18 protein-coding genes and 1 tRNA gene are annotated in these 23,987 nt (G+C 34.2%); 13 read left to right on the top strand and 6 right to left on the bottom strand.

Annotated elements, in window-relative coordinates; genetic code table 11:
* Positions 1-17: 17 nt before the first annotated feature.
* Both groL and ACQH6S_RS03390 read left to right on the top strand, forming a co-directional pair.
* Positions 18-1,673 (top strand): chaperonin GroEL, encoded by a 1,656-nt coding sequence (gene groL, locus ACQH6S_RS03395; RefSeq protein ID WP_425360099.1) that lies wholly within the window; start codon positions 18-20, stop codon positions 1,671-1,673.
* Positions 1,674-2,225: 552 nt separating this feature from the next.
* Positions 2,226-2,411, top strand: a complete 186-nt coding sequence (locus tag ACQH6S_RS03390) for a hypothetical protein (protein ID WP_133062940.1) — start codon at positions 2,226-2,228, stop codon at positions 2,409-2,411.
* A gap of 119 nt (positions 2,412-2,530) precedes the next feature.
* Here the strand turns inward: ACQH6S_RS03390 and ACQH6S_RS03385 are convergent, their stop codons facing one another.
* Positions 2,531-3,136: a carbonic anhydrase gene (locus ACQH6S_RS03385; RefSeq protein ID WP_094649796.1), complete on the bottom strand. Its 606-nt coding sequence runs from the start codon at positions 3,134-3,136 to the stop codon at positions 2,531-2,533.
* 510 nt (positions 3,137-3,646) lie between these two features.
* Here ACQH6S_RS03385 and ACQH6S_RS03380 point away from each other — a divergent pair.
* The 9 genes from ACQH6S_RS03380 to ACQH6S_RS03340 all read left to right on the top strand — a co-directional run bounded on the left by ACQH6S_RS03380 (position 3,647) and on the right by ACQH6S_RS03340 (position 15,382).
* A complete protein-coding gene (locus ACQH6S_RS03380) occupies positions 3,647-4,165 on the top strand; it encodes a helix-turn-helix domain-containing protein (protein ID WP_425364683.1) in 519 nt (172 codons plus the stop codon).
* A gap of 36 nt (positions 4,166-4,201) precedes the next feature.
* Positions 4,202-4,573 (top strand): IS630 transposase-related protein, encoded by a 372-nt coding sequence (locus ACQH6S_RS03375; RefSeq protein ID WP_425364376.1) that lies wholly within the window; start codon positions 4,202-4,204, stop codon positions 4,571-4,573.
* On the top strand, positions 4,537-5,055 hold the full coding sequence (locus ACQH6S_RS03370) for an IS630 family transposase (protein ID WP_425364377.1): 519 nt from the start codon (positions 4,537-4,539) through the stop codon (positions 5,053-5,055). Before ACQH6S_RS03375 ends, ACQH6S_RS03370 begins: the two co-directional genes overlap by 37 nt.
* A gap of 85 nt (positions 5,056-5,140) precedes the next feature.
* Positions 5,141-5,629, top strand: coding sequence for an IS630 family transposase (locus tag ACQH6S_RS03365; protein ID WP_425364705.1), 489 nt, complete (start codon positions 5,141-5,143; stop codon positions 5,627-5,629).
* Positions 5,630-5,823: 194 nt separating this feature from the next.
* A complete protein-coding gene (locus ACQH6S_RS03360) occupies positions 5,824-7,398 on the top strand; it encodes a hypothetical protein (RefSeq protein WP_425360102.1) in 1,575 nt (524 codons plus the stop codon).
* A gap of 4 nt (positions 7,399-7,402) precedes the next feature.
* Positions 7,403-10,831 (top strand): hypothetical protein, encoded by a 3,429-nt coding sequence (locus tag ACQH6S_RS03355; protein WP_425364682.1) that lies wholly within the window; start codon positions 7,403-7,405, stop codon positions 10,829-10,831.
* Between the two features lie 96 nt (positions 10,832-10,927).
* Positions 10,928-11,679, top strand: a protein-coding gene (locus ACQH6S_RS03350) for an IS5 family transposase (RefSeq protein ID WP_425360889.1) whose coding sequence is annotated in 2 segments (ribosomal slippage) — positions 10,928-11,324 and positions 11,324-11,679 — 753 coding nt in all. Because the reading frame shifts where the segments join, the coding sequence is not laid out codon by codon here.
* 560 nt (positions 11,680-12,239) lie between these two features.
* The gene (locus ACQH6S_RS03345) at positions 12,240-13,049 is read left to right on the top strand and encodes a hypothetical protein (protein WP_425364681.1); all 810 of its coding nucleotides are present in this window, start codon (positions 12,240-12,242) and stop codon (positions 13,047-13,049) included.
* Positions 13,046-15,382 (top strand): LysM peptidoglycan-binding domain-containing protein, encoded by a 2,337-nt coding sequence (locus ACQH6S_RS03340; RefSeq protein ID WP_425364680.1) that lies wholly within the window; start codon positions 13,046-13,048, stop codon positions 15,380-15,382. Before ACQH6S_RS03345 ends, ACQH6S_RS03340 begins: the two co-directional genes overlap by 4 nt.
* On the opposite strand, the gene ACQH6S_RS03335 is transcribed toward ACQH6S_RS03340, so the two are convergent.
* From ACQH6S_RS03335 to ACQH6S_RS03320, 4 genes are all read right to left on the bottom strand, one after another.
* Positions 15,293-16,273, bottom strand: coding sequence for an IS5 family transposase (locus ACQH6S_RS03335; protein ID WP_094649552.1), 981 nt, complete (start codon positions 16,271-16,273; stop codon positions 15,293-15,295). The two genes, ACQH6S_RS03340 and ACQH6S_RS03335, sit on opposite strands and share 90 nt — an antisense overlap.
* Positions 16,274-16,739: 466 nt before the next feature.
* Positions 16,740-17,681 (bottom strand): Rpn family recombination-promoting nuclease/putative transposase, encoded by a 942-nt coding sequence (locus ACQH6S_RS03330; RefSeq protein ID WP_425360089.1) that lies wholly within the window; start codon positions 17,679-17,681, stop codon positions 16,740-16,742.
* A 211-nt stretch (positions 17,682-17,892) separates the two neighbouring features.
* Positions 17,893-18,894 carry an N-acetylmuramoyl-L-alanine amidase gene (locus tag ACQH6S_RS03325; RefSeq protein WP_094649787.1) on the bottom strand — a complete coding sequence of 334 codons (1,002 nt, stop codon included), beginning with the start codon at positions 18,892-18,894 and terminating at the stop codon, positions 17,893-17,895.
* Positions 18,895-19,627: 733 nt separating this feature from the next.
* Positions 19,628-19,704, bottom strand: a tRNA-His gene (locus ACQH6S_RS03320).
* Between the two features lie 308 nt (positions 19,705-20,012).
* Between ACQH6S_RS03320 and ACQH6S_RS03315 the strand changes: the two genes are divergently transcribed.
* Complete coding sequence (locus tag ACQH6S_RS03315) at positions 20,013-21,059, top strand: IS110 family transposase (RefSeq protein ID WP_425360001.1); 1,047 nt, start codon at positions 20,013-20,015, stop codon at positions 21,057-21,059.
* Between the two features lie 429 nt (positions 21,060-21,488).
* On the opposite strand, the gene grxC is transcribed toward ACQH6S_RS03315, so the two are convergent.
* Entirely contained in the window at positions 21,489-21,758 is a 270-nt protein-coding gene (grxC, locus tag ACQH6S_RS03310) for a glutaredoxin 3 (protein WP_094649417.1), read from the bottom strand.
* Between the two features lie 75 nt (positions 21,759-21,833).
* Here grxC and uvrB point away from each other — a divergent pair, with 75 nt between their 5' ends.
* Positions 21,834-23,822: an excinuclease ABC subunit UvrB gene (gene uvrB / locus ACQH6S_RS03305; RefSeq protein ID WP_341759919.1), complete on the top strand. Its 1,989-nt coding sequence runs from the start codon at positions 21,834-21,836 to the stop codon at positions 23,820-23,822.
* Positions 23,823-23,987: the final 165 nt, after the last annotated feature.

The following is a 23,987-nucleotide window of genomic DNA, read 5'->3' as shown; positions in this document are numbered from 1 at the left end:
TGTAAGGAGAATATAATATGGCAACAAAATTAATAAGACACGGCTCAAATGCACGTGAACAAATGCTAAGAGGTATTGATATTTTAGCTGATACCGTAAAAGTAACATTAGGTCCAAAAGGTAGAAATGTTGCAATTGAACAGTCATTCGGAGCACCAAGATTAACCAAAGACGGTGTGACAGTGGCAAAAGCCATTGAACTAAAAGACAAAGCCCAAAATTTGGGAGCCCAATTAGTAAAATCTGTGGCAAGTAAAACATCTGATGTTGCTGGTGATGGAACAACTACCGCAACTGTTCTAACTCAAGCAATAGCAAGGGAAGGTAACAGATCGGTAGCAGCTGGCTTGAATCCTATGGATATAAAACGTGGTATAGATTCAGCCGTTAATTTAATAGTTGAAGAAATTAAGAAAGCTAGTAAGAAAATCAGCAGCCAAGAGGAGATTGCTCAAGTTGGTACTATTTCATCAAATGGTGATAAAGAAATTGGTGAAAAAATTGCCGTAGCAATGGAAAAAGTTGGTAAAGAAGGGGTAATTACCGTTGAAGAAGCTAAGAATTTTAGTTTTGAAGTAGATGTAGTTGAAGGTATGATGTTTGATAGAGGTTATCTATCACCATATTTTGTTACTAATTCCGAAAAGATGGTAGCTGAATTAGAAAATCCTTTTATCTTATTATTTGAAAAGAAATTATCAAATTTACAGCAAATGTTACCAGTGCTTGAAGCCGTAGTGCAATCAGGACGTCCTTTATTAGTAATTGCTGAAGATGTAGAAGGAGAGGCACTTGCTACCCTGGTAGTGAATAAATTACGTGGTGGGTTAAAAGTTGCTGCAGTTAAAGCTCCTGGATTTGGCGATAGAAAAAAATTCATGATGGAAGATATCTCTATTTTAACAGGTGGTCAGCTTATTAGTGAAGATCTTGGTATGAAGCTTGAAAATGTTAATATCAAAATGCTAGGTACTGCTAAAAAAGTTACTATCTCCAAAGAAAATACTGTCATAATTGATGGTGCTGGTAGTAAGGCAGATATCGCAGCTCGTTGTTCTCAAATTCGAGTACAAATTGATGAGTCTAGTTCAGATTACGATAAAGAAAAATTACAAGAGCGTTTAGCTAAACTTGCTGGTGGCGTAGCTGTCTTAAAAGTTGGTGGTGCTACTGAAGTTGAAGTAAAAGAAAGAAAAGATCGTGTAGAAGATGCTTTGCATGCTACTAGAGCTGCCGTGGAAGAAGGCGTTGTTGCTGGTGGCGGTGTTACTCTTTTCTATGCGGCAAGAGCTTTAGAGTCACTAAAAAGTGCTAATGAAGATCAACAGGCTGGTATTAACATCGTTAAGAAGGCTCTGCAAGCTCCAGTAAGACAAATTGCAGAGAATGCTGGTATGGATGGAGCTATTGTAGTTGGGAAACTTACTGATAGCAAAGATAAAAACTTTGGCTTCAATGCTCAAGATATGACTTATGTTGACATGATTAAAGCTGGTATTATCGATCCAACTAAGGTCGTGCGTACTGCTTTGCAAGATGCAGCATCAGTTGCTTCTTTGATTATTACTACCGAAGCATTTATTATTGATGAACCAGCTGATAAGGATGAATCTGCTATGCCACGTGGTGGTATGGGCGGTGGTATGGGTGGCATGGGCGGTATGGACTTCTAACCGCTTCTTCCCATATTATAAGTTCTAATGTCACCCTTACCCTTCGTAGGGGTGACATTAGAACTGTTGAAAGTTAGAAGAATCAGTTTTAGACCGGGTAGTTTAAAAGTCGTATGTGGTCAACGTCATTGCGAGCTGATGTATCCCCACGAAATTGTTGCAAAATAACACGAGTTGCCAATTAATTGATTTTAGTAAACCCTAGACTTCACAAGGTTTGAAGAACATTTAATCAGGTCAAAAAATGCAATAAATTCTCAAAATTAGAAATTTTTTAAAATACATAGCGTTTTGATTATACTTTTCACGTGTCAAATAGTTCGTAAACTGCTTGACATCTAGGTTTTATGAGCTAACTTAATTGGCAACTCGCGTAAAATAGCAAGAATTTCGTGGGGATACATCAGATTGCTAGGAGCCGCTAAAAGCGGCAACGCGGCAATCCATTTTTGTGTCACCCCTGCGTAAGCAGGGGTCTAGATTCCTGTCTACGCGGGAATGGTAAACTAGATGGATGATTTAAATATCTCTTTATTTTTGATAGCTAAATCAATGGAAAGATCAAAAAGCTATATTGTTCATAAAGCAATTGAAAGCTACATTAAAGAGCAATTACAAGATATAGAGGATGCTGAAGATGCTTTAGCCAGAATGAAAAATCCAAATAGGAAATTTTATACTTCTGAAGAAATGAAGCAAAAATTAAAAGAAAGATATCGTGCAGAGCCTAGTTTATAAGGCTAAATGGGAAGATACAGCTGATACGGATTTAGCAAATAATTTAGTAATTATAAATAAAATAGGGCATAGAAGTAATATTTATTAGAAAATACCACTATATTCTGTGTAGAATAACCTTAAGCAAGGGGTATATATGTCTGTTGTTTATCAGAATAAGTAAAAATTTGCCCTGTTTTTATATCAAAAAACCATAGATGAATAATTAGTTCTTTTCTGCTTACTTGTTCATTGATCCATGGAAACATCATACAATTTTGATATGATTGTTTAAGTGCTAATTTTGTATAATCATCAGCGTTATGTTGTCTAAAATTAGGTGTTTTTATTAGAGAAACCCAGTTGGTTATGAAATCATTGTGCTGTGAATCATCATTAGTTAATAATTCCTGGATTCCTCCACATTGACTATGTCCCAATATAATTAAGTGTTCAACTCTTAAAAAACAAACTCCAAATTCTAAGGCGGCACTCGTACCATGATGATATGTATCTTTTTCATAAGGGGGAACAATATTTGCCACATTACGGACAACAAATAAATCTCCTGGATCACACTGTAATATTAACGCTGGGTCTACTCGTGAATCACAACAAGCAACTACCATAATCTTTGGTTGTTGACCATCACGGGATAGGCTATGCATGACAGATTTATTACCATCCGCATATTTTTTCCTAAAAACTTGATAGCCTTTTAGTATTTTGTTAAAACTTTGTTGCATATGTCAGCCCTAAAAACGTCACTATAACTATAGTTGATTGATGAGAAGTTGGGGACGTTGTTGCCATAGTACCCTACAATTTTTATTCTATAAGTATTAAACAGCATAAAAACGTCATTGCGAGAAGGCGTGAGCCTACGAAGCAATCTATATAGTCTTGATGTATCTATACTAATTCTCATGGATTGCTTCGTCGCTACTAAAGTAGCTCCTCGCAATCTGATGTATCCCCACGAAATTCTTGCTATTTTACGCGAGTTGCCAATTAAGTTAGCTTATAAAACCTAGATGTCAAGCAGTTTACGAACTATTTGACACGTGAAAAGTATAATCAAAACGCTATGTATTTTAAAAAATTTCTAATTTTGAGAATTTATTGCATTTTTTGACCTGATTAAATGTTCTTCAAACCTTTTGAAGTCTAGGGTTTACTAAAATCAATTAATACCAATTGAAATAGTTAAGGAGGTATATTATAATATGGGAATATAAACTTGAGCAGGTACTAAAATGGCAAGAACATTAATATTACCAAAAGGTTTTCATGAGCATGATTTCATATGCCTAATGAAAAACGAGTCGCACGGAAGAAATCGCATACGCTTATTAGCAATGCATCACCTGCAATCAGGCAAGTCATTGAAAACTGTATCGATAATAGTTGGATCGCACTGGAAAACAGTACAATCTTGGCTTAGAAGATTTAGAAACTCTAGCTTTGATGGATTATTTGAATCGCATAGGAGTGGTGCGTTTAGAAAATTCAATAGCTTACAAGAATCTTTTTTGTCTGATAAAATAAATATGTTGAGTGAAAGTAAGACAGGTGGTTATATAACAGGAAAGGAATTACATAATATGTTATTTGAAACATATGGTATTAAATGTAGTTTAAAAACAGTTTATAACACTATACATCGACTTGGTTTTAGCTGGATTACTTCTCGTTCAGTACACCCAAAATCTAATCAAGCAACTCAAAATACATATAAAAAAACTTCGCCAATATGCTATAGTAAATCAAATTGAATTAGGTGATAAGATGTGGTATAAATAAAGGAAAAAATGTCAACAAGTCCATATAGTCAAGATTTAAGAGAAAAAGTAATAAATTATATAGAAAAAGGTAATAGTCAAGAATCTGCTGCTAGAATATTTGCTATACATAAAAATACAATTAGCCGTTGGAACGTAAGGAGAAGAAAAGAAGGAACAGTGCTGGCAAGAGCTAGACTAGGATTTAAAAGTAAGATTGATAAAAAAGCATTGGAATATTTCGTAACAAATAACCCTAATAGTAAGCTACAAGAAATTGGTAAGAATTTTGGAATTACAGGTTCTCAAGTAGCTAATATATTAAAAAAGTTAGGATTTAGTTATAAAAAAAAACCTTTAGCTATTTGGAAGCAAGTGCAGAGAAACGATCTGATTATTTAGAAAAGATCAGTAAATATGATAAAGATAAAATAGTATATCTTGATGAAAGTGGGATAGATATGACAATTTGCCAAGATAGAGGTTGGGGTAAGATAGGAGAATTATTGATTGGCAAGAAGAGTGGGAAGCATTATCAAAGGACTAATATAATAGCTGGTTTAGTAAATAACAAACCAATAGCCCCTTTTGTTTTTAATAAAACTTGTAATACAGAACTATTTAATAATTGGGTTGAAAAATTTTTGATTAAAGAGTTAACAGCAGGACAGGTTGTAGTGATGGATAACGTTAGTTTTCATAAATCTCAAAAGACAAAAGAGCTAATAGAATCAGTTGGTTGTGAAGTTATTTTTTTACCCCCATATTCTCCAGACTTAAATCCAATAGAAAAATTTTGGGCTAATATGAAGCGATGGATTCGAAACAAAATAGCGGAAATTGGTACATTATCTAAAGCTATTTCTGCATTCTTTGTCACCTAATTCAATTTGATTTACTATAAAAGTATTATTACCAAAAGATATTGATTGGAGTAAGGTTGACATTTGGTCACAGGATGAAACTTGAATTGGGCAGCAAGGTAGTTTAAGTCGCATATGGGCTAAACGTGGGAGCAGACCTAGGAAAGTAAGGCAACAACAATTTATCTCAACATACATCTATGGGGCTGCTTGCCATGATACGGGCGAATCTTTTGCGTTAATTTTACCATATACCAATACTGATTCAATGAATAAGTTCTTAGATGAATTTTCTTTGACTATTGATTCTGGTAGGCATGTTGCATTATTAACAGATAATGCCGGGTGGCATGCAGCGAAAAAATTAATTATTCCAAGTAACATTACCTTGGTACCGCTTCCGCCATACGCACCGGAATTAAATGCGATGGAACAAATTTGGCAGTGGATCAAAAATCACTTCCTATCTAATCAATGTTACGGTGTATACGAAGATATCGTTGCTAATGCTTGCTATGCCTGGAATCAACTTAGTAAAAATGTAACTTTAGTAAAATCAATTATGTATAGAGAGTGGATTAATATACCGCGTTAATTATTTCAATTGGTATCAGCCATACAGAAGCCAAGCTGATTGATGGTAAACGTAACCATTTAGCAATTGAAGCTATCGAAAAGTTTAAGATTGCTACTTATGATAACCCTGAACTTTATAGTAGTAATTTACAAGATAGCATAATAGCTATTAGCTCTTTATCATTACTGCCGCAAGAAAAAGAACAAATGCTGATGAATGCTAAACAAGCTTTGGCATTTGCTGCAGCACAAGGTACTTTAAAGCATTCGTCGGATGCTATATTAAATCCCAATATAGTTGCTGAATGGAAAGAAGATTTGTCGCTTGAACAGCGGGTTAAGCTAGAGGGGCAAGCAAATAATCTACTACATCATCAGCAATTAATGAGACAACATCAACTTAGTTCGCTTACCAATGCCCATTTGCACAGTATCCTAAATACTGGCAAAGGTGTTGATGGTATTGAAAATCTACTACAAGCCAGCTTTAATATTGATGATCCACGATTATTGCAATTCAGAACCCAAGAAGCTTTGTATAAGCAGGCTTTTATTGTCTCGCAACAATTAAAATACCTACCATTCAACCAATGTCAGGAAATATTACAACAAATTGCTCCAAAGAGCGGAGATGTTGATTATGACAAAAAAGAGCAAATATATCATATTTTACTAGAGCAGTTTAACAAACAGCTTAAATTGGCTCAACAAGACCCAGCTAGATTGGTTGAGGAGAACGGTGAAATACCTAACAACATACCATTGTTACAACGTTTATTGCTTAGGAAACAATTGCAAGAACAAAAAGGCATTCCTAGTTACGATCAGAGATATTTAATGAACAAAGAACGTGATGAGTATTTAAAAAAGATTGATACTAAAGATGTTAACCAAATTAAACAAGTCACCGATAGTATAATTAGTCTGCGAGATGATGATACAGAAGGCGGGGAACAATATGGCTTGGAGATAATGGACGAAATCTTAAGGGGTAAGGGAGATTTAGAGTGTTTGACTCAATTCTATGCTGAAAGTAGACTTTACGACCGTAAGACTGCGTCAGCCTTTATGCAAATGATCGCACTAGTTAATGAGCTATCATTAAAAAGTCAGCCATTATTTATCAATCATGAAATGACAGAATTTAACAAAGAAATTGACAGAAATGATATATTAAAGCAATGGAGTAAGGATTTAGCTAAAACTGATATTCAAAACGAGACAGAGATTAACCAAACACGGCAAGCCATAAAATATTTAGCTAAATACTACCAACGTACGGAAGATTTACCAATTGACAAAGCAGTAAAAAAAGCAACCCAAGAATTGATTAGTAAGGTCTATATGCGACTAGATAGTAAGAATATAATAATACCCCGTCAGGTGGTAGCACAACGTATGATTATTGATTTGAATGCTGATTACATAGAAAGTAGTCTAGCAGAGCTGCAACTTGCTATTATTAGCGGTAATATCGCTTGTGATTATGGTACTATTGTAGCTAAGGGTAGTGGTAGCCATATTATCGATAATATCAATGACCCAACAGGACAATATGCCGCTGTAAAAGTACGAGAATCTTTACAACAAGGCAGATGGAAACTAACGCCTGACAAAAAGAGTGTCTATTATACTTTCCTGACGAAAGACGGTCAGTATATGCCAGTTATGACAGAAAATGGTAATATATTAAAATTTGATTTGATAGAACTCAACAAGCCTCAAGCTTTAGAGCGACAAAAGCAAAGATTATTACAAGGTATCTCTGAATCATATTCAATAGATTAGTATGATGAAAAATAATGACAGCTTAAATAATTACTTAGATTATCAGGTAAATAGCAAACCAATTCACCAACGTTACTATTCGACCTTATTACCGGAGCGTATATCTTATAATAGTGTCTTTGATTTGTTAGGTAGCAGCAAAATGGATGTTTGGCGGGCAGTTAGTAGCCAAGCTTATGCAGATAGCCCAAGCCTATTAACCTTACTGCAAACTTTTAACCCACAAAATATTATTGATCCTGAATTACAGGATATTGCTGAATATTTTAAAAATTATAATAACAAATTAACCAAGGAAGAATTTGAGCAAAAATATAGTGAATCAGGTTTAAAGTATGACCCTAATTTTACCAATCAACTAGTAGAAGATATTTTAGAGAGGAAAAAACAGCGAGAAATTAATGACTATATTATTGCGGCAGGTAAAGGCGGATTAGTTGAGGCTATTGGCAAATTTGGAGCTGAGATAGTATTTGGTAATTTGTCACTAATTAACATTGCGGCTAGCTTCGTGCCTATTGGTAAACCTGCAATGTGGGCGGCAACTGCTGTAAAATATGGCAAACTTCCAACAACCTTAGCTAAGGGCTTGGTCGGTGGGGCGGTAGGTCAGGCAGCTATCGAACCATTTCTTTATAATGAACGACATACTGAACAAAGACCTTATGACTTGTCAGATAGTTTGGTTAATATTATAGAAAGTGGTTTATTTGGGGCAACGTTGCACGGTGTTGGTTATTCGGCTAAATATTTACGAGACAGATTATACGTGTATTCCAATAAGTTACGTCCGGAAGTTGAGACTTTACATCCGATAGTTGATAGTCAGTTAAAAGATAATATTGATACTGTACTAAAAGAGTCATCTCCTCAATCGATGGAGAAAATAGTGGAAACTGGGCAAGTTGATAGTCAGGTACCAACAAGTAACAGTACCAATATTGAAAGTTCTTTATTAAGTTTAGCTGAGTTGCAAGCAAAGAAGTTACAATTAATTACGGTAGCCGAGCAACAATATCCTTTATATTTTGCTCAACTGCGGAAAATAGCAGAATTACAACAACATATGCAAGACCAGTTTGGTACTAATGGCAAGATTGAGCAAATATATTCGAATGATCTGGAGAATTGGAACGTAAAACAAGGGGTGAGCGAACGGAGCGTACAACTAGTACGTGAGTACGCGAATCCCCCGCAGTTTTGCGGAGCCAATTCTTCAAAGCATTTGAATATACCGAAATGGTTCTTGGATATTTTATTAGAAGAAAAAGGCAAATTACAACAATTACATCAGGAACATATTAATAATCCAGAGTTTCAGGAATATTTGGCAGCAGAAAAACAACTAGATCAGCAAATTATCAATAATTTACAACGTCAACAATGGGAAACTAAAGGTTATGATTTATCGCCAGAGGACTCATATATAGCAAGAAAGCAGCTAGAGGAAGGCAAACATATCAATCTTGATAATCCACAAGAAGCTAAATCTTTTTACCACGGCGATGATGAGAAATTTGATACTAATAATGCCACCCCTAATCTACAAGAGCATCTAGCTTCCTTAGAAGTTGATATAGCCAATCTACCTGAACAAAAAAAGGTTACTTATCAAGCAGAATCCATCCAGCAAGATGTTATTTACCAACAAACCGAAGAAATTTTACGTAAAGTTAAGCAAGGGGCAGCCCCTTCAGAATTAGAGGAGTTATTTAAAACTCTAGCTGTTGTTGATCAACAATTAGTAGATGAGCTAAAAACTATCCATAAAGAGTTTGTCGGACAGGAAAGATTAGATTTGTTAGAAAGAGATAAACAAATAGATAGGTTCATTGATGATTTTAAAAAAGAACACTTTGTAAAAAAAAGAAATAATGCTTTAAACTTAATCAAGATGGCTACCATAGAGAGATTTATTAGAAATCATCTGAATAAGGTTGCTGCGATAAAAGAATATTTACGGCAAACTGATTTACGGCAACAAACTATTGCTAAAGAGCTGTTATATGGTCTTACAAGAGATTTAGAGAAAGCTGGTGTGGTACACGAGCTTGGAGATATTGCTTATGAAAAGGACGTAATACAAGAATTATGGAATATTAGCCATCCTGATAAAAAGCCGACTGGTAGCGAAAGGGCAATGTTAGTCGCTCAAATAATCAATAAATGGCAAATGATTGCTATCAATAGAGCTAATCTAGCAGGTGGTTATATAATACCGCTGGAAGGTTATATTACTCACCAAAGTCACGATAGCTTTAAAATCCGAGAAGCTGGTTATGATGAATGGCTGAAATTTATCTATCCACTACTTGATCACCAAAAGACTAATAAACTAAATGATAAAATAGATTATAAGGCAATATTTAATAATCTTGCCAGTAACATTCATTTAAAAGATACTGACCAATATTTAAATATAGCATTTACTCAAGTTAGAGGTGGTAACCTAGCTGATGTGGCGTCGGCTAGTAGGAAATTACATTTTAAATCGCCAGAAGCTTGGTTAGCATATCAGAAGCAGTTTGGTAATTACAGACAAAATGACTTTGTTGACAAAATCATTAGCCCTCTAATTAAAAGCCGTTCTTTTATTGCTGATTCGATAGTTAGTAACCTTAATATATTAGGTCGAAGCATTGGGGTAATGGAGAATATGGGTTGTAATCCTGAGTTAATGCTACAATCGATCAAAGGTACTTTTACCAGGGAGCTACAAGAGTTAGCGACTAAAGACCCAACTATTTTAGGGCAACTGGCAGTGCTTAGTAATCCAAACAGTTTTATCAATCAGTTAGACCTAATGCTAGGAGTTAAACCACAAATACCCTCAGTTGACCGCATCCTTGGAGCTTATCGCTCTTGGAAATGTATGGCAAATCTTGGCAAAGTGGTACTTTCTTCAATTCCTGATATGATAAGTTTTGTCAGTGAGTTACAGAATAATGGCATACCACTACTGCAATCTTATGCGAATATCTTACAAGTGGCGACGAGAAACTTTAATGGTGAAAAGAAAAAAGAACTTGCTAATTTGCTTGGTGTGGCGGTAGATTCACTGCTTGGTCATAGTCATTGTCGTTTTGCAGGAGAATACCCAGTATCTGGGAGCATATTTAAACTTACCAATGCATTTTTTAAACTAAATTTCATGGAATGGTGGGATAATAGTTGGAAATCGACAATGGGTAATTTGTTATCGCATAATTTAGCGTCACAAGTCAATCAGCCCTTTAGCTCGCTATATCATAATTTACAGACTTTGCTTAATAGATATGGAATTAATGAAAATAACTGGTATCTTTATCAACATTTAGTTCAACAAATAGACAATAAGCCATATTTAATACCCGATATGGCACTATTACCTGATCATTTACTAGACCAACATTTACAACAACAAAATATTCTCAATAGGACTAGGTTCTGTTGACAAAATTTTATGTTAAGTTATCAGAGTAGAATAAAGAAGTTGCAATAGTAAGAAGAAATGGTAGTTTCTAGTTATCGAAACCAAGAAACTACCGATATGAAGTATTACATAGAAGACCAAGCATGGGAAGCAATTTTATCATTTTTTAAGAAAAAAAAAGCTATACACAACAAGAATGAGGAAAAAATAAGACAGTTTATTGAAGCAATATGGTTTATTGCTAGAACAGGTTGTCAATGGCGTCTTCTGCCTGATTATTATGGTTGTTGGTACAGTGTTTATCGCAGATTTAAGAGATGGGTTGACAAAGGTATATGGGAAGCTTTAATGGATCATGTTAAAGTAGATGTAGATATGGAATCAATGATGATTGATGCAACTATTGTAAGAGCACATGCTTGCTCATCTGGATATATTAAAGGTAATCAAGAGGAAGCAGCTTTAGGTAGAAGCAAAGGTGGTTTTAGTACTAAAATTCATGCCCTCGTTGATGATTGGGTAACCCACTGAAGTTTATACTAACTGCTGGGCAAAGAAATGATATCACTCAGGCTGAAAATCTTACTAAAGATGTTCAGAATACGACGGTGATAGGCGATAAAGGATATGATAGTAGTGTGTTTGTAGAAAGCTTAAAAAATAAGGGGTGTGAGGTTGTTATCCCACCAAAATCTAATCGTAAAGTACAACGTGAATATGATAAACATATTTATAAAGAACGCCATTTAATTGAATGTTTCTTTGGTAAAATCAAACATTTTAGGCGTATATTTTCTAGGTTTGATAAAGCCCCAGCCACCTTTTTAGCCTTTCTAAATTTTGTTGGAGCTTTAATATGGTTACGTTAAAAATTTTGTCAACAGAACCTAGGTTGCTGTGTACCTAAATAAAAGAATGCATAAAAATTAGTAAACAAAAAGGTTAAAAAATGATAACGTTTTGATGGCTCAACAAAAGAAATATTACCATAGACAAGTATTACGTATATTTGTGATAATATTGAGGTCATCCTCCTCATCCTTAAGTCTAATAACGTAGATAAATAAAGTAAAAGTAATAACAGGAAAAAATGGAAGAAAAATGAAGGGTAAGTAGACCTGCCATTAGTTTATTATCGTAAAAGATAATTGATTTTACAATAGTTTGATCATTATAGTACATTACTGACAGTTATTTATTATAGTATCCTACATTTTTTATTCCATTGTAAAAATAACAAAAATTTATAAGGCATTATGATACATAACCTCAATTCGGGATAAGAATAAGCCTTTTAAAGAATGATAACAGTAATGTACTGAGTTAGAGAATAAAAAATAAGCAATATCACAAAAATAATGAAAACAGCTATTAGTGGATTAAAAAAATATGTTATAGTAAAGATTATTAAATGAAGATAAGTAATAAAATGTTACAAATATTAATGTTTTCTATAGCACTCTTAATAAATAGTAATGTTTTTGCTATAGATTTTAAAACAGAAAAGGAAAAAGGTGTGTGGATTAAGAATTTCTTTAAAGATAAAGAAATGGCTCCAATAGAATACCCGATGAAAGCTACTGAAGAGGAGAAAAAGTTTGAGCGACAACTAATAAAAGACTTTATTAGTCAAAATGGCATTGAACATATTGAGCCAATCGCAAGAGGCAAAACACTTACAGACCCAGAAATAGCTCAATATAACAAAGCTTGCCCAGGTAAGAAACCTATTGATATGCATAAATGGTGGCCTACCGTGGTTCTTGAAGGAACAGCTGAAGAAATCGAAGAGACCCTGGAAGATGCAGGCGATGAGTTTGCAAGTGCTATTGATATAAAGCGATGTAATGGCAAAATGAAGATTTATCGATTTAATTTATTCAATACTAGTGATAACAAGCAAGAATATATTCTGTATTGTGATGATTATAGGGAAGTTAGAATGAATGGTAAATTATATGATATAAACAGGCAAATGGAAGATTTTAGTATATTAGGATCTTACCTACATTTTGACCCTAATAAATGTTTATATAGTCAAGAAATATTTGTTACCCATCCTTTATGGGGAGAGGCGGCAAGCGGTATTTTTAAGTATCAAGGTAAAAATTATTTGTATGAAATAAGGACAACCAATTTTAGACCAAAAGGTGAAGTAACTAATATTTTCTTGAAGCGTAAAGAAGGTGTATTAAATGCTAAATTTTTTAGTGCAAAAACCAAAGGGAGGTTAAAATGATTACAGAAGAATTTAATAAGAAATTTGCTGAGTTTGTAACAGAACCTGAGGGGGGCGAAAAGCTCAAAATCTATGATGATGGTTATGGAGTACCAACCATTGGTATTGGTTTTGCTCTAATTAATAAAGTACCAAATGGATGGCAAGCATATTCAGAAAATGAATTAAAGGAAAGAGGAATTAATTTAACTTCTGAGCAATATGATATTATTGTAAATTATGCAGATGCGAAATCTCGAGGTCGTGATACATCGCATCTGAAGAAGCAGTTAGATGATCTAGATTTCACCATTGACACTACAATTTCTCAAAGTTTATTAGAATACTCCATTGAACAAAAATATAAGGAGATTAAAAAACAAATAGGAGAGGAATGTTGGGATCGGCTTAATCTAGCACGTCAAGTTGGAGTAATGGATCATGCTTTCCAAAAAGGCAATATTGTAGCATTAAAAGAATCTTTGATTGCTGGGGATTACGTTCAAACAGCGAAAATAATGAGAAATGCTGAGCCTGCTTGGAAAGATAGGGCAGAGCTAAGAGCTGATTTCGTAGAATGTGGAAAAATGGAGTTTGAAGGAATTTATATAGTAAAAAGAAAAGATACCTTTGGTACTATTGCTAAAGCTCATAATATGTCAGCAGAAGAGTTAAGGACGTTAAATCCAAATGTTAAAGATCCAAATAAAATCTCTGTATTACAGAAAATAAATGTACCTTTACCTCTTGTTACTGAAGAAACTCTGATTGTAGATGAAGATAATTCAGTATGTCAGCCTGACTCTGACAGTATCCTTAATAAAAATAGTCTATTTAAAAGTATATTCTATCATTATAAGTATGATTATTTCTTAAATATTCATCATAAGAGTGCTGATGCTTATTCGTATTATACATACTCGGATCATGCAACAAATTTTTCTCTCCCAGCATCTTCTGGATATTTTTATATTAGTTTACAGTCACCTGGTAATCCAGTGTCTTATTTTAGTGGATATCCTTATAACCCAGAATTATATAATTCTGGGTTACCTCAATCTATGATAATGTCATCAGAACAGAAGAAAGCACATTTTGATCTGCAACAATCATCAAAAGATAGTGGTATACAACTTCTTCATACAAAGCGTATAGGGATAACTTCAGAACAATATTTTCTAGCTTGGAAATATGCAATGAAACAAACAAATGGTGCATTTGTGGATAGAGTATATTCTCTTAAAGTACAAGATTGGACGGATTTTGTTCAATCTGTCTATCATGTTGCTGGTCTACCACTCTTTTTTTCTGTTGTTTATAGCTCATCAGAGTTAAGAAGCTTAAATACTCCTGCTGCTTATAGTGTTTTAACAAAATATGGTAGTAAAGATACAGTTGAAGAATATTTTAGTAATGTACAGGCTAATACATCAAAGGAGTTAACTGAAAGATTGAATGTAAGAATTGATCAAGTAGTACAATTATCGAATGGAACAACGCCTTATTTTAAGGTATCAGTAAAAGATTTGTTGTTACCAGAAGATCTTAGTAATATACCACCTATTACACCAAGTGAATGGGCATCTATGTTAAATGATGCCTTCTATAAGCATTTTACTCCTAATCCATCATTACCAAGAATACTATTAACAGGAGCTATGTTATCACAAAATTCCGGATCTTTTATAGAACTATTATATGAACCTATAGAAAAACATATAGAAATTGCACAATTTTTAAAAATGGTAAAAGAATATGAACAATTATTAGCCCAACGGGATGAAATGCTAGCTTATATAAATTTTATAAAATTTAATGATATCATGCAACCTATGAAGTTAAATATTGCTCTATTTAAAATGCAGTGCAAGAATTTATTAGAGAATTCCCAAAATAAATCTTCTGTAGAATGTCAAAAAAAACTTCTAACAATTAATATTAATAACGCAATCGAAGATTTTGGTAATAAAATCAAGCAGTTTAGTGATAATAAAGCCAGGAGTTTTGATTATTTAACAGAAATCTTAAATCAAGATTGGCAAGATGATGTATTAACATTTTGTAAAAATATTACACATCAGGAGAAATTATTCTTAAAAAGAATGGAATTGTTACTAGCAGTGAACACATCTGATCTAGACTTAGATAATCAGAAACATCCTCATCATCATGGAGAGAATAGTTCACATCACATAGTACGTAGAGATAATGGGCTTTGTTGCATGAATCAGATTTTGAAAGTGTTGTTTAATTTTTGTCAAAAATCAGGCAAATTTTTTGGTATCCGGCATGCCGAGTTTTGTCATGATATTAAGAATATTAGCAGCTACTTTACTTTCGGTTTTTTGGTTTAAAAAAGTTCTAGATTTTAATTTGTTTCCTATAATTGATTTGTAACGGTAGATAGCGTTTTCTGCTTTGGCTCGCCTGCCGTAGTTGGTATGTTTTTGCCATCGCTTTCGTCCTTGTTCCATAAGACGAATATTGTCTAATCTTAATTTAGAGTCATCGGGCATTTCTGCTCTGAACCCTAAGTTTGGCGGTACTACTGCTTTTATAGGAATTTCATTACCATGTTGATTCTGATGGGCGATTAATGCTTTGTATGTAGAGGGTTGGTCATATGCTCCGTCAGCTAGTACGGTATCTATTGGACTATCAATTTCCTCAAGTAATGTGCCTATCGTAGCACAATCACTAATATTGTGAGTCGTTAATTCAGAGCTTGCAATATATCCGTTTTCATCAACAGCGATATGAAGCTTTCTCCACGATTTCCTTGCTTTCAGTGCGTATTTTTCTTCCTGCCACTCCTGCTCGCCGTAAATCTTTATACCGGTACTATCGACGCAAAGCGTTACGGGATCACGATTTGCCCTACGGTGCCGTGACACTTTAAGTTTTTTTGTTCTTCTTGAAATAGTAGTATAATCAGGCGTTTTGAGCTCGAGATTCAGCAGTTTTATAATTGATTCTACAAAACCTTCGGTTTGCCGTAAATGCTGTTTGTATACTAATCCAAGCCTCACGCATGTCTCAATAGCAAGATCGGAATAGATCGCTTGACCGCCCCGCTTCTTATGTACGGATACGGGATTATTCCATTTTGCTACCGCTTCCCCTGAAAACCAAATTATTAGACTACCACGATTTTTTAATGATTGATCGTACTCACGTGAATTACTGATTTTGTATTTAGCTCGGGCAAATTTATGACGATAAGGATATTGGTGTTTGTTCGGCATATTTACCTTAAAAAAAGAGGATATCTTAACTCCTTAACTTTACTATTTCCACTGCTTTTTTTATTTATTCAAAAACTCGATTTACTCCAAATTCCGATTCATGCAACAAAGCCATAAGTAATAGGCAAGCATTGAGCGACGACGTCACCAACTTCTCATCAATTGACTATAAAGCATCATCAAGACCATCTAGCCTACGACTCAGAGAAGATAAAATGAGTCTATAGCAACCTGGTTAAATCTTGTCAACAGACCCTAGCTAGCAAAATATGATGCAAGTGGCAAGATAATTGTGGAGCTAGGAAAGAAGGTTGATAGCATTAGTGCTACTGCTAAAACGAACTAGTTTCTGAGGATAGCAAGCTTAGCGGGCTGTGGATTTAGGGATAATTTCTAACGAAGTTCTCCACAATTCCACAGCCACAACTACAGCAATCTAAATTTTAAAAATATTTAAAACACCCAATTATTGTATTTTCAGCAATTCATTAATTTTACTAATAGACATACCTGTCATCTTAGCAATTGACCCCACGGAATTGCCATTCTTTAACAACAGCTTTACCAATTCAGCTTTACCCTCAGCTTTACCTATATAGATACCTCTAGCTTCACCTCTAGCTTCACCTCTAGCTTCGCCTTCTTCGATATATTTTTGTGCAATAGTTCTCATAATAACACCTTGTTCTTCTTCTGATAAATATTTGGCTAGTACTTCCTCCAATTCTGATTGCTTTGCCTCAGGAAGCTTAGCGTCAGTGTACCATAAAAACGATTTTATGTAAATATAGCCTTTTTCCTTATCTATTAATATCTCTAATTTAAACCTTTGAAGAAATTCTTCCCAAAGCTTTATCATATCTCGTTGATGAATATGCTTGAGCATATATTCTAACATCCCAATATGCTTTTTCTTCATTATTTCATCATCAGACATGCTTTGTAAATCGACCAATTGATAATCTTCTGTCATTAATTTCTTGGCTATAATTGCATCGGTAAATAAACTCCATAAATTCCTAGGGGCAGTATACACTTCTTTACCATTATAAATTACTAAATTATATACTAATGGTAATTTCTTTCTTCCTTTCTTATGCCTTTCGCATAATAACAATGTGTATTTCCATAATCGTAGAGCTGTCCAATAATCAACGCTCGACTGAGCCTCAATCAACACATACACAAAAGCCTTACCCTGATTCTTGCTAGCAACTCCATATACTATATCACTATATTTCTTGTTTAACGATTCCTCTATGTAACTTTCTTTTTCTACTGTTATTTTTGATAAATCTACTAAACTCTTAAAATCATTAGGCAAATAATATTCCAAAAATTCTTGAGCTGCCACAGGATCAGCCATTATTGTTTTGACTAATGAATCATGCTTTAACTTTTTTGTCATTTTTATACTTACTTATTAAGCTATTGTTTAGCTAAACTAGTACCTATAATACCTTGATCATGATATTCCAGCAATTGCTTTCTATCAATCTGTCAATAACATTTTAAATTCGAATAAATAATTTGTTGTGCCTGGAAATTTTATCATTCCCTGATCTCTCAGCCACTCTTTGCCACAACAACACTGAAGTCGGGAAACTTAGTTGGGTTAGCTATAGCAGATCATTTAATACATTCTCACTATTTTCACTCCAAGTAGCTAATATCCCTCTGGCATCCTTATTACTAGAATTGTTCCATAATATATCCCATTGTTCTCTGAGAGCAATATTATTTAAAATATCTCCCGTATAATGGATATTAAAAGCCAACATAGCTGATATGGTGCCTTCATCTAATAGACCTAGATTTGAGTTATCTGCTTTTATAATTGGATAACCAAATTTCTCAAGTAATTTCTGTACTTCTTCAATCTTATTCCTATCTTGCTTTGTTTTATCATTATAAGATATTATAACTTTAGGGTTCTCTTTTCTTGAGACAAAAGAATAAAGTCCAAGAGATGCTTTAGCAAAGCTCTCCCAAGGGAAATATATACCAGGATCTATTTTTCTACCTGGAGCCCAATCACTATGACCTATTATTAATTTTGGATTTATTTCATATTTGGATACTAATGTTTTAACTAACTCAATACTGGCATCTATTTGCTGATCAGTAAAAGGTTCCTTACCAGAAGCAATGTGTTCAATACCAATAGACCAGCTGTTCATATCATTATCAAGTATTGAAGTCGCAATATGGGGATTAAGAGTACTATTTTCTTTTAAATTATTTGTTTCATCATCTGATCCATGAACCCCACAAAATTTTGAATTCATAAATGTTGGATCAGCTGGGTCAAGATCACTATCTGCTTCTAATTTTCCTCTACCAGCATGCCAAGCCCTATACTGATCTGGTACAAGTCGATAAATGGTACCATCAGTATTTATTACATAATGAGATGAAACATTTGATGTATTCCTGGTAAATAATGCGATAGTTTCAGCAAAATTACACTCCGTATAATGCATTACTATCCATCCAGCAGTACCATTATTCTTTCTCAAGTTATAATTATTACATTTCCCTGCCTCAGGTTCTACTTGAGGATCAGGTGGGATTTCAAAATTTGTACGTAAATAAGTATTATTAATATTGTTATTGCTCATATTACTATTCCTCTGGTTAAATTAGTTAAAGTATAGTCAATTGATGAGAAGCTGGTGACGTCGTTACTCGTCGCAGTCCAAATTCTCCTGAATTGACTATATTTGTTGACTTCCAATATAGCCCATGATTATTAGTATATAATATTTTATGGTTTGACTAAGGATATTAAGAGAAAATAATGTAAAAAATTGGAATAATAAATTTGAGGGAGGTAACAATATCACATCCGACAGCTTCCTAAGGGAGTTGAGACAGAAAAACTTTAATAGACCTCTTGCATAACCTAATCTAATTGGTAATTTTGTTGTCAAAACTCGTCTCCGTTTCTCACGTACATCTTAGTACGCTGCGGTACTCGATTTCGTTTTTCCTAAAAATTCCTCAATTATCTTTAGGTTATGCAAGAGGTCTAATAACTCATCTTACGCATAAACCACATGGCAATTTAAAAATTCCAGGAAAGTGCAAGATGTCATTGCGAGACCACTACGTGGTCGTGGCAATCGACATTTATTAGATTGCTTTGTCGCTACTAAAGTAGCTTCTCGCGACGCCAAGCTATTTTCTATGTGACTTTTAAATGTCATGCGTAAGGTGGTTTTAAATTCCTAATGGCACTTAAGTTTGTTGTAATATGGTTAAAAATAGACTATTTTGTAGGCTAAATTTTGGGACTTTTGGAGAGAAACCAAAATAAAAATGTTTGAGTGAAGTTGTAGAACCTCGAGAAGGTGGGGCGAATAACGGGACTTGAACCCGCGACCCTCAGATCCACAATCTGATGCTCTAACCAACTGAGCTATATCCGCCATATAATCTGTGCTAAAGTAATTTATTATCACTTGTAAGTCAAGTATATTTAACTTACCTTACGCATGGCATTTAAAAGTTATATAGAAAATAGCTTGGCGTCATTGTGAGGAGCCGCTAAAAGCGGCGACGCGGCAATCCATTTTTGTGTCACCCCTGCGTAGGTAGGGGTTTAAAGATTCCCGCCTATGTGGGAATGATGGTATGGACGAGTGAAGCGAAATATGCTTTACTTGTACGGAGTCAGCTGAAAAATAGTTTTCAGCTGCTCCAAATTAAATAATAATTTAATTAATAGGTCCATACCATGATAAATAATAGCATAAAAAATACTATAATAGGAATAGATTTAGCAAAAAATAGTATGCACTTGGTGCAAGTCGATCAAAATGGCAAAAAAATAGGTTACCAAAAAGTTACAAGAGATGAGTTAATAGCCTATTTAAGCAATCTCGATAAAAGTTCATTGGTAGCTATGGAGGCATGTGGAGGAGCTAATTATTGGTCACAGGAAATTGCTAAGCTTGGTTTGCAAGTCAAACTAATGAAAACAAAAGATGTAAAAGTTTATGCTACATCGAAACAGAAAAATGATTATAACGATGCGTTAGCAATATGCAAAGCGGCTCGTGATCCAGAATTAAAAACTGTGCTACTAAAAAGCAAGGAGGAACAAGATATAAAATTCTTGCATAAAATTAGAAGTAATACGATCAGAGATCGTGTGCAAAAAACTAATTCTACAATATCAAGTTTATGTGAATATGGCTATAATACAAAATTAAGTAAAAATAAATTTTGCAAATCATGTAGGCTGGAGGTAGAGTTAGCGTATAGTAAAGGTTATATAAATTCTGGGGTAAGGTCAATTTTACTTTTAGAATGTAAAGAAATTGAGGATTTATGTGACAAAGAAAAAACTTTAGAAAAGCTGATTATCAGCAATAATAAGCAAAGTGAAAAAGCTACTAGGTTGCAGACAATTTTTGGCATTGGAGCAATCAATGCTAGTTGTTTGAGTGTAGCCCCAATGGAAAGTTATCCAACCCCGAGGGATTTTGCTGCTTCGCTTGGTTTGGTACCAAAGCAACATAGCTCAGGAGATAAGATAGTTTTAGGAGGGATTACCAAACAAGGAGATAGATATGCCAGAACTATGTTGATTCAAGCCGCAAGGACAATAGCAATAAGAGCAAAAAGTGATAAGGAATCAAAAGATAAACTAGTGCAGTGGGCAGTGAAGAAATTTGCTGAAAATAAATCATATAATATTATATGTGTTGGTTTAGCAAATAAGTTAGCAAGGATTGCTTATGCAGTAGTCACCAATGGTAGCGAATATGTTGCAAATTAGTTTAGTTGGAAAAAAAGAAGAAACTATGTCAACTAAATAAAAATTGGTAATTGATAAATATTGTGAGTAAAGAATAGTAACAATAAAGAGAACGAAAGTTAAAGAGTTAATGAATAAGTATTCTGAATAAAATCCGTAATTATGTCGAGGCTCTAGAAGCCGTGGGAATGAGAGGTCACTCAAGGATATTTATAAGAATGCAGAAACCATTATGGCACTTGATGCCGAATATATGACCGCTTCCTTTGTGGCTCTATTTTTTTATTTTCTTTCTTGACAAATTCACTCGTCCATATATGACAGGGTAAAAACGTCATTGAGAGGAGTGCTAAAGCACGACTAAGCAATCCATTAAGTGTGGATTGCCGCGACCACTATGTGGTCTCGCAATGACAGATAACGCTACCCAATTCCCCTGAATTGACTATATTACTTCACTAATTCATCTAGTTTACCTGCTTTTTCAAGTTCATAAAGAGCGTCGCACCCACCAATATGCTTACTATTAATGAATATTTGTGGTAATGTACGTTGTCCACTAGCTTTATGCTGTAGTTCTAATCTTTGCCTCTCATTATAATTATCTACGATTATTTCTTCGTAAGATATATTTTTTTGATTAAGTAGCTTTTTGGCCTTAGTGCAATAGGGGCAATGTGTTAATGTATAAATAATGACCGTGACAAATATGTTTTTCATAAAAGTTATCCTATTTAATTGGTTATAAAACTATTATCTACATATAATAACAAACTAGCAAGTTACAAATTAATGATAAATAATTTTTCGATAGTATCTAAATATAGTCCAGCTGGCGATCAGCCAAAAGCAATTAATGAAATCATTAAGGGGCTTGAATCGGGATTGCCTTCACAAATACTTTTTGGCATTACTGGTTCCGGTAAAACCTTTACTATGGCAAATATTATTGAGAGAACCGGTCGACCGTCACTTATTATGGCTCATAATAAAACGTTAGCTGCCCAAATTTATTCAGAAATGAAGGCGATTTTTCCAAATAATGCCGTTGAATATTTTGTATCATATTATGATTATTTCCAACCCGAAGCATATATTGCAAAAACCGATACTTATATAGAAAAAGATTCTTCGATAAATGAACAGATAGATTTATTAAGACACTCTGCTACTAGGTCTCTTTTAGAACGTAGGGATGTAATTGTTGTATCTTCTGTTTCTTGTATTTATGGTCTTGGTTCACCGGGTCTTTATTATCAGATGACTATAAGTCTTAAGTCTGGGGAAATTTATGCTAGAGATAAATTGCTCAGTGACCTAGTAAGCTTACAATATAAGCGTAATGATGTGGGATTTGAGCGTGGTACGTTTAGGGTAAAAGGTGATAATATTGATATATTCCCAGTACATTATAACGATAAAGCTTGGCGATTATCATTTTTTGATAATAAACTGGAATATATCAGCGAATTTGATCCGCTTACAGGTGAAAAATTAGCTAAATTGGAGCAAGCTGTGATTTATGCTAAATCGCACTTTGTAACACCTAAAGAAGTAGTACAAAACGCCATATCACAAATTGAAGAGGAGTTACAACGACGTTTAGAATTTCTTAATACACATGGTAAGTTAGTAGAAGCTCAAAGGTTAAATCAACGTACTCAATATGATATGGAAATGATGATGGAGACTGGCAGTTGTAAAGGTATTGAAAATTATTCTCGGTTTCTAACTGGTAAAGCAAATGGACAGCCACCACCAACCCTATTTGAATATTTACCTAAAGATGCTTTATTATTTGTTGATGAAAGTCACGTATCTGTTCCACAAATTAGAGCAATGTATAATGGTGATAGGGCTAGAAAAACCGTACTAGTGGAACATGGGTTTCGTCTTCCGTCAGCCTTAGATAATAGACCATTAAAATTTGAGGAATGGCAAGATTTTAGACCTCAAACGGTTTTTGTTTCAGCTACACCGGGATCTTTTGAATTGGACGAAACAGCAGGGGTTATGGTTGAGCAAATCATCAGACCCACAGGGTTACTTGACCCAGAATGTATTATAAAACCAGCAACTAACCAAGTTGAAGATTTGCTAAGCGAAATTCAATCGACAATAAATAAAGGATTTCGTATCTTAGCGATAACATTAACTAAAAAAATGTCAGAAGATTTAACAAATTATCTCCAAGAACTAGGGTATAAAGTATCATATTTGCACTCTAATATTCATACTCTTGAGCGTATTGAAATCATCAAAGATTTACGCCAAGGTACTATAGATATTATTGTTGGTGTTAATCTATTACGAGAAGGTTTAGATATTCCGGAATGTGGACTTGTTGCCATACTCGATGCTGATAAAGAAGGCTTTTTACGCTCGGAAGTTTCGTTAATTCAAACTATTGGTAGAGCTGCAAGGAATAGTCAAGGAAGGGTAATACTCTATGCAGATCGTATTACCAACTCTATTGACAAGGCAGTAAGCGAGACATATAGGAGAAGAAAAATTCAAGAAGAATATAATAGACAGCATTCTATAATACCCCAAACAATTAATAATCATATCCATGCACTAATTAAATTAGAAAAACTGGATAGTAAGTTAGGTAATAAAAAACAAGCTCATATATTATTGGATAATCCAGTAAAATTAAAAGCTCATATCAATAAATTAAAAAAAGAAATGTACTCAAAAGCTAGCAATTTGGAATTTGAACAGGCAGCAAAAATACGAGATCAAATTAATACGCTAGAAGAAGCCGCTTTAGAGCTAACTTAGTTTACTCACCTTATGCATAAACCCCACAACTGTTGAAAGTTAGAAGGTAAAGAGGGTTTTAGATAGGTTTTCTGTCATTGCGAGACCACTACGTGGTCGTGGCAATCCACATTCATTAGGATTGCTTCGTCGCTACTAAAGTAGCTTCTCGCAATGACGCCAAGC

This window comes from Candidatus Tisiphia endosymbiont of Mystacides longicornis, from assembly GCF_964031095.1.
In the GTDB taxonomy this organism is placed as follows: Bacteria; Pseudomonadota; Alphaproteobacteria; order Rickettsiales; family Rickettsiaceae; genus Tisiphia.
The sequence above is the reverse complement of the archived record's forward strand: the minus strand, read 5'-3'. Positions and strand labels throughout refer to the sequence as shown.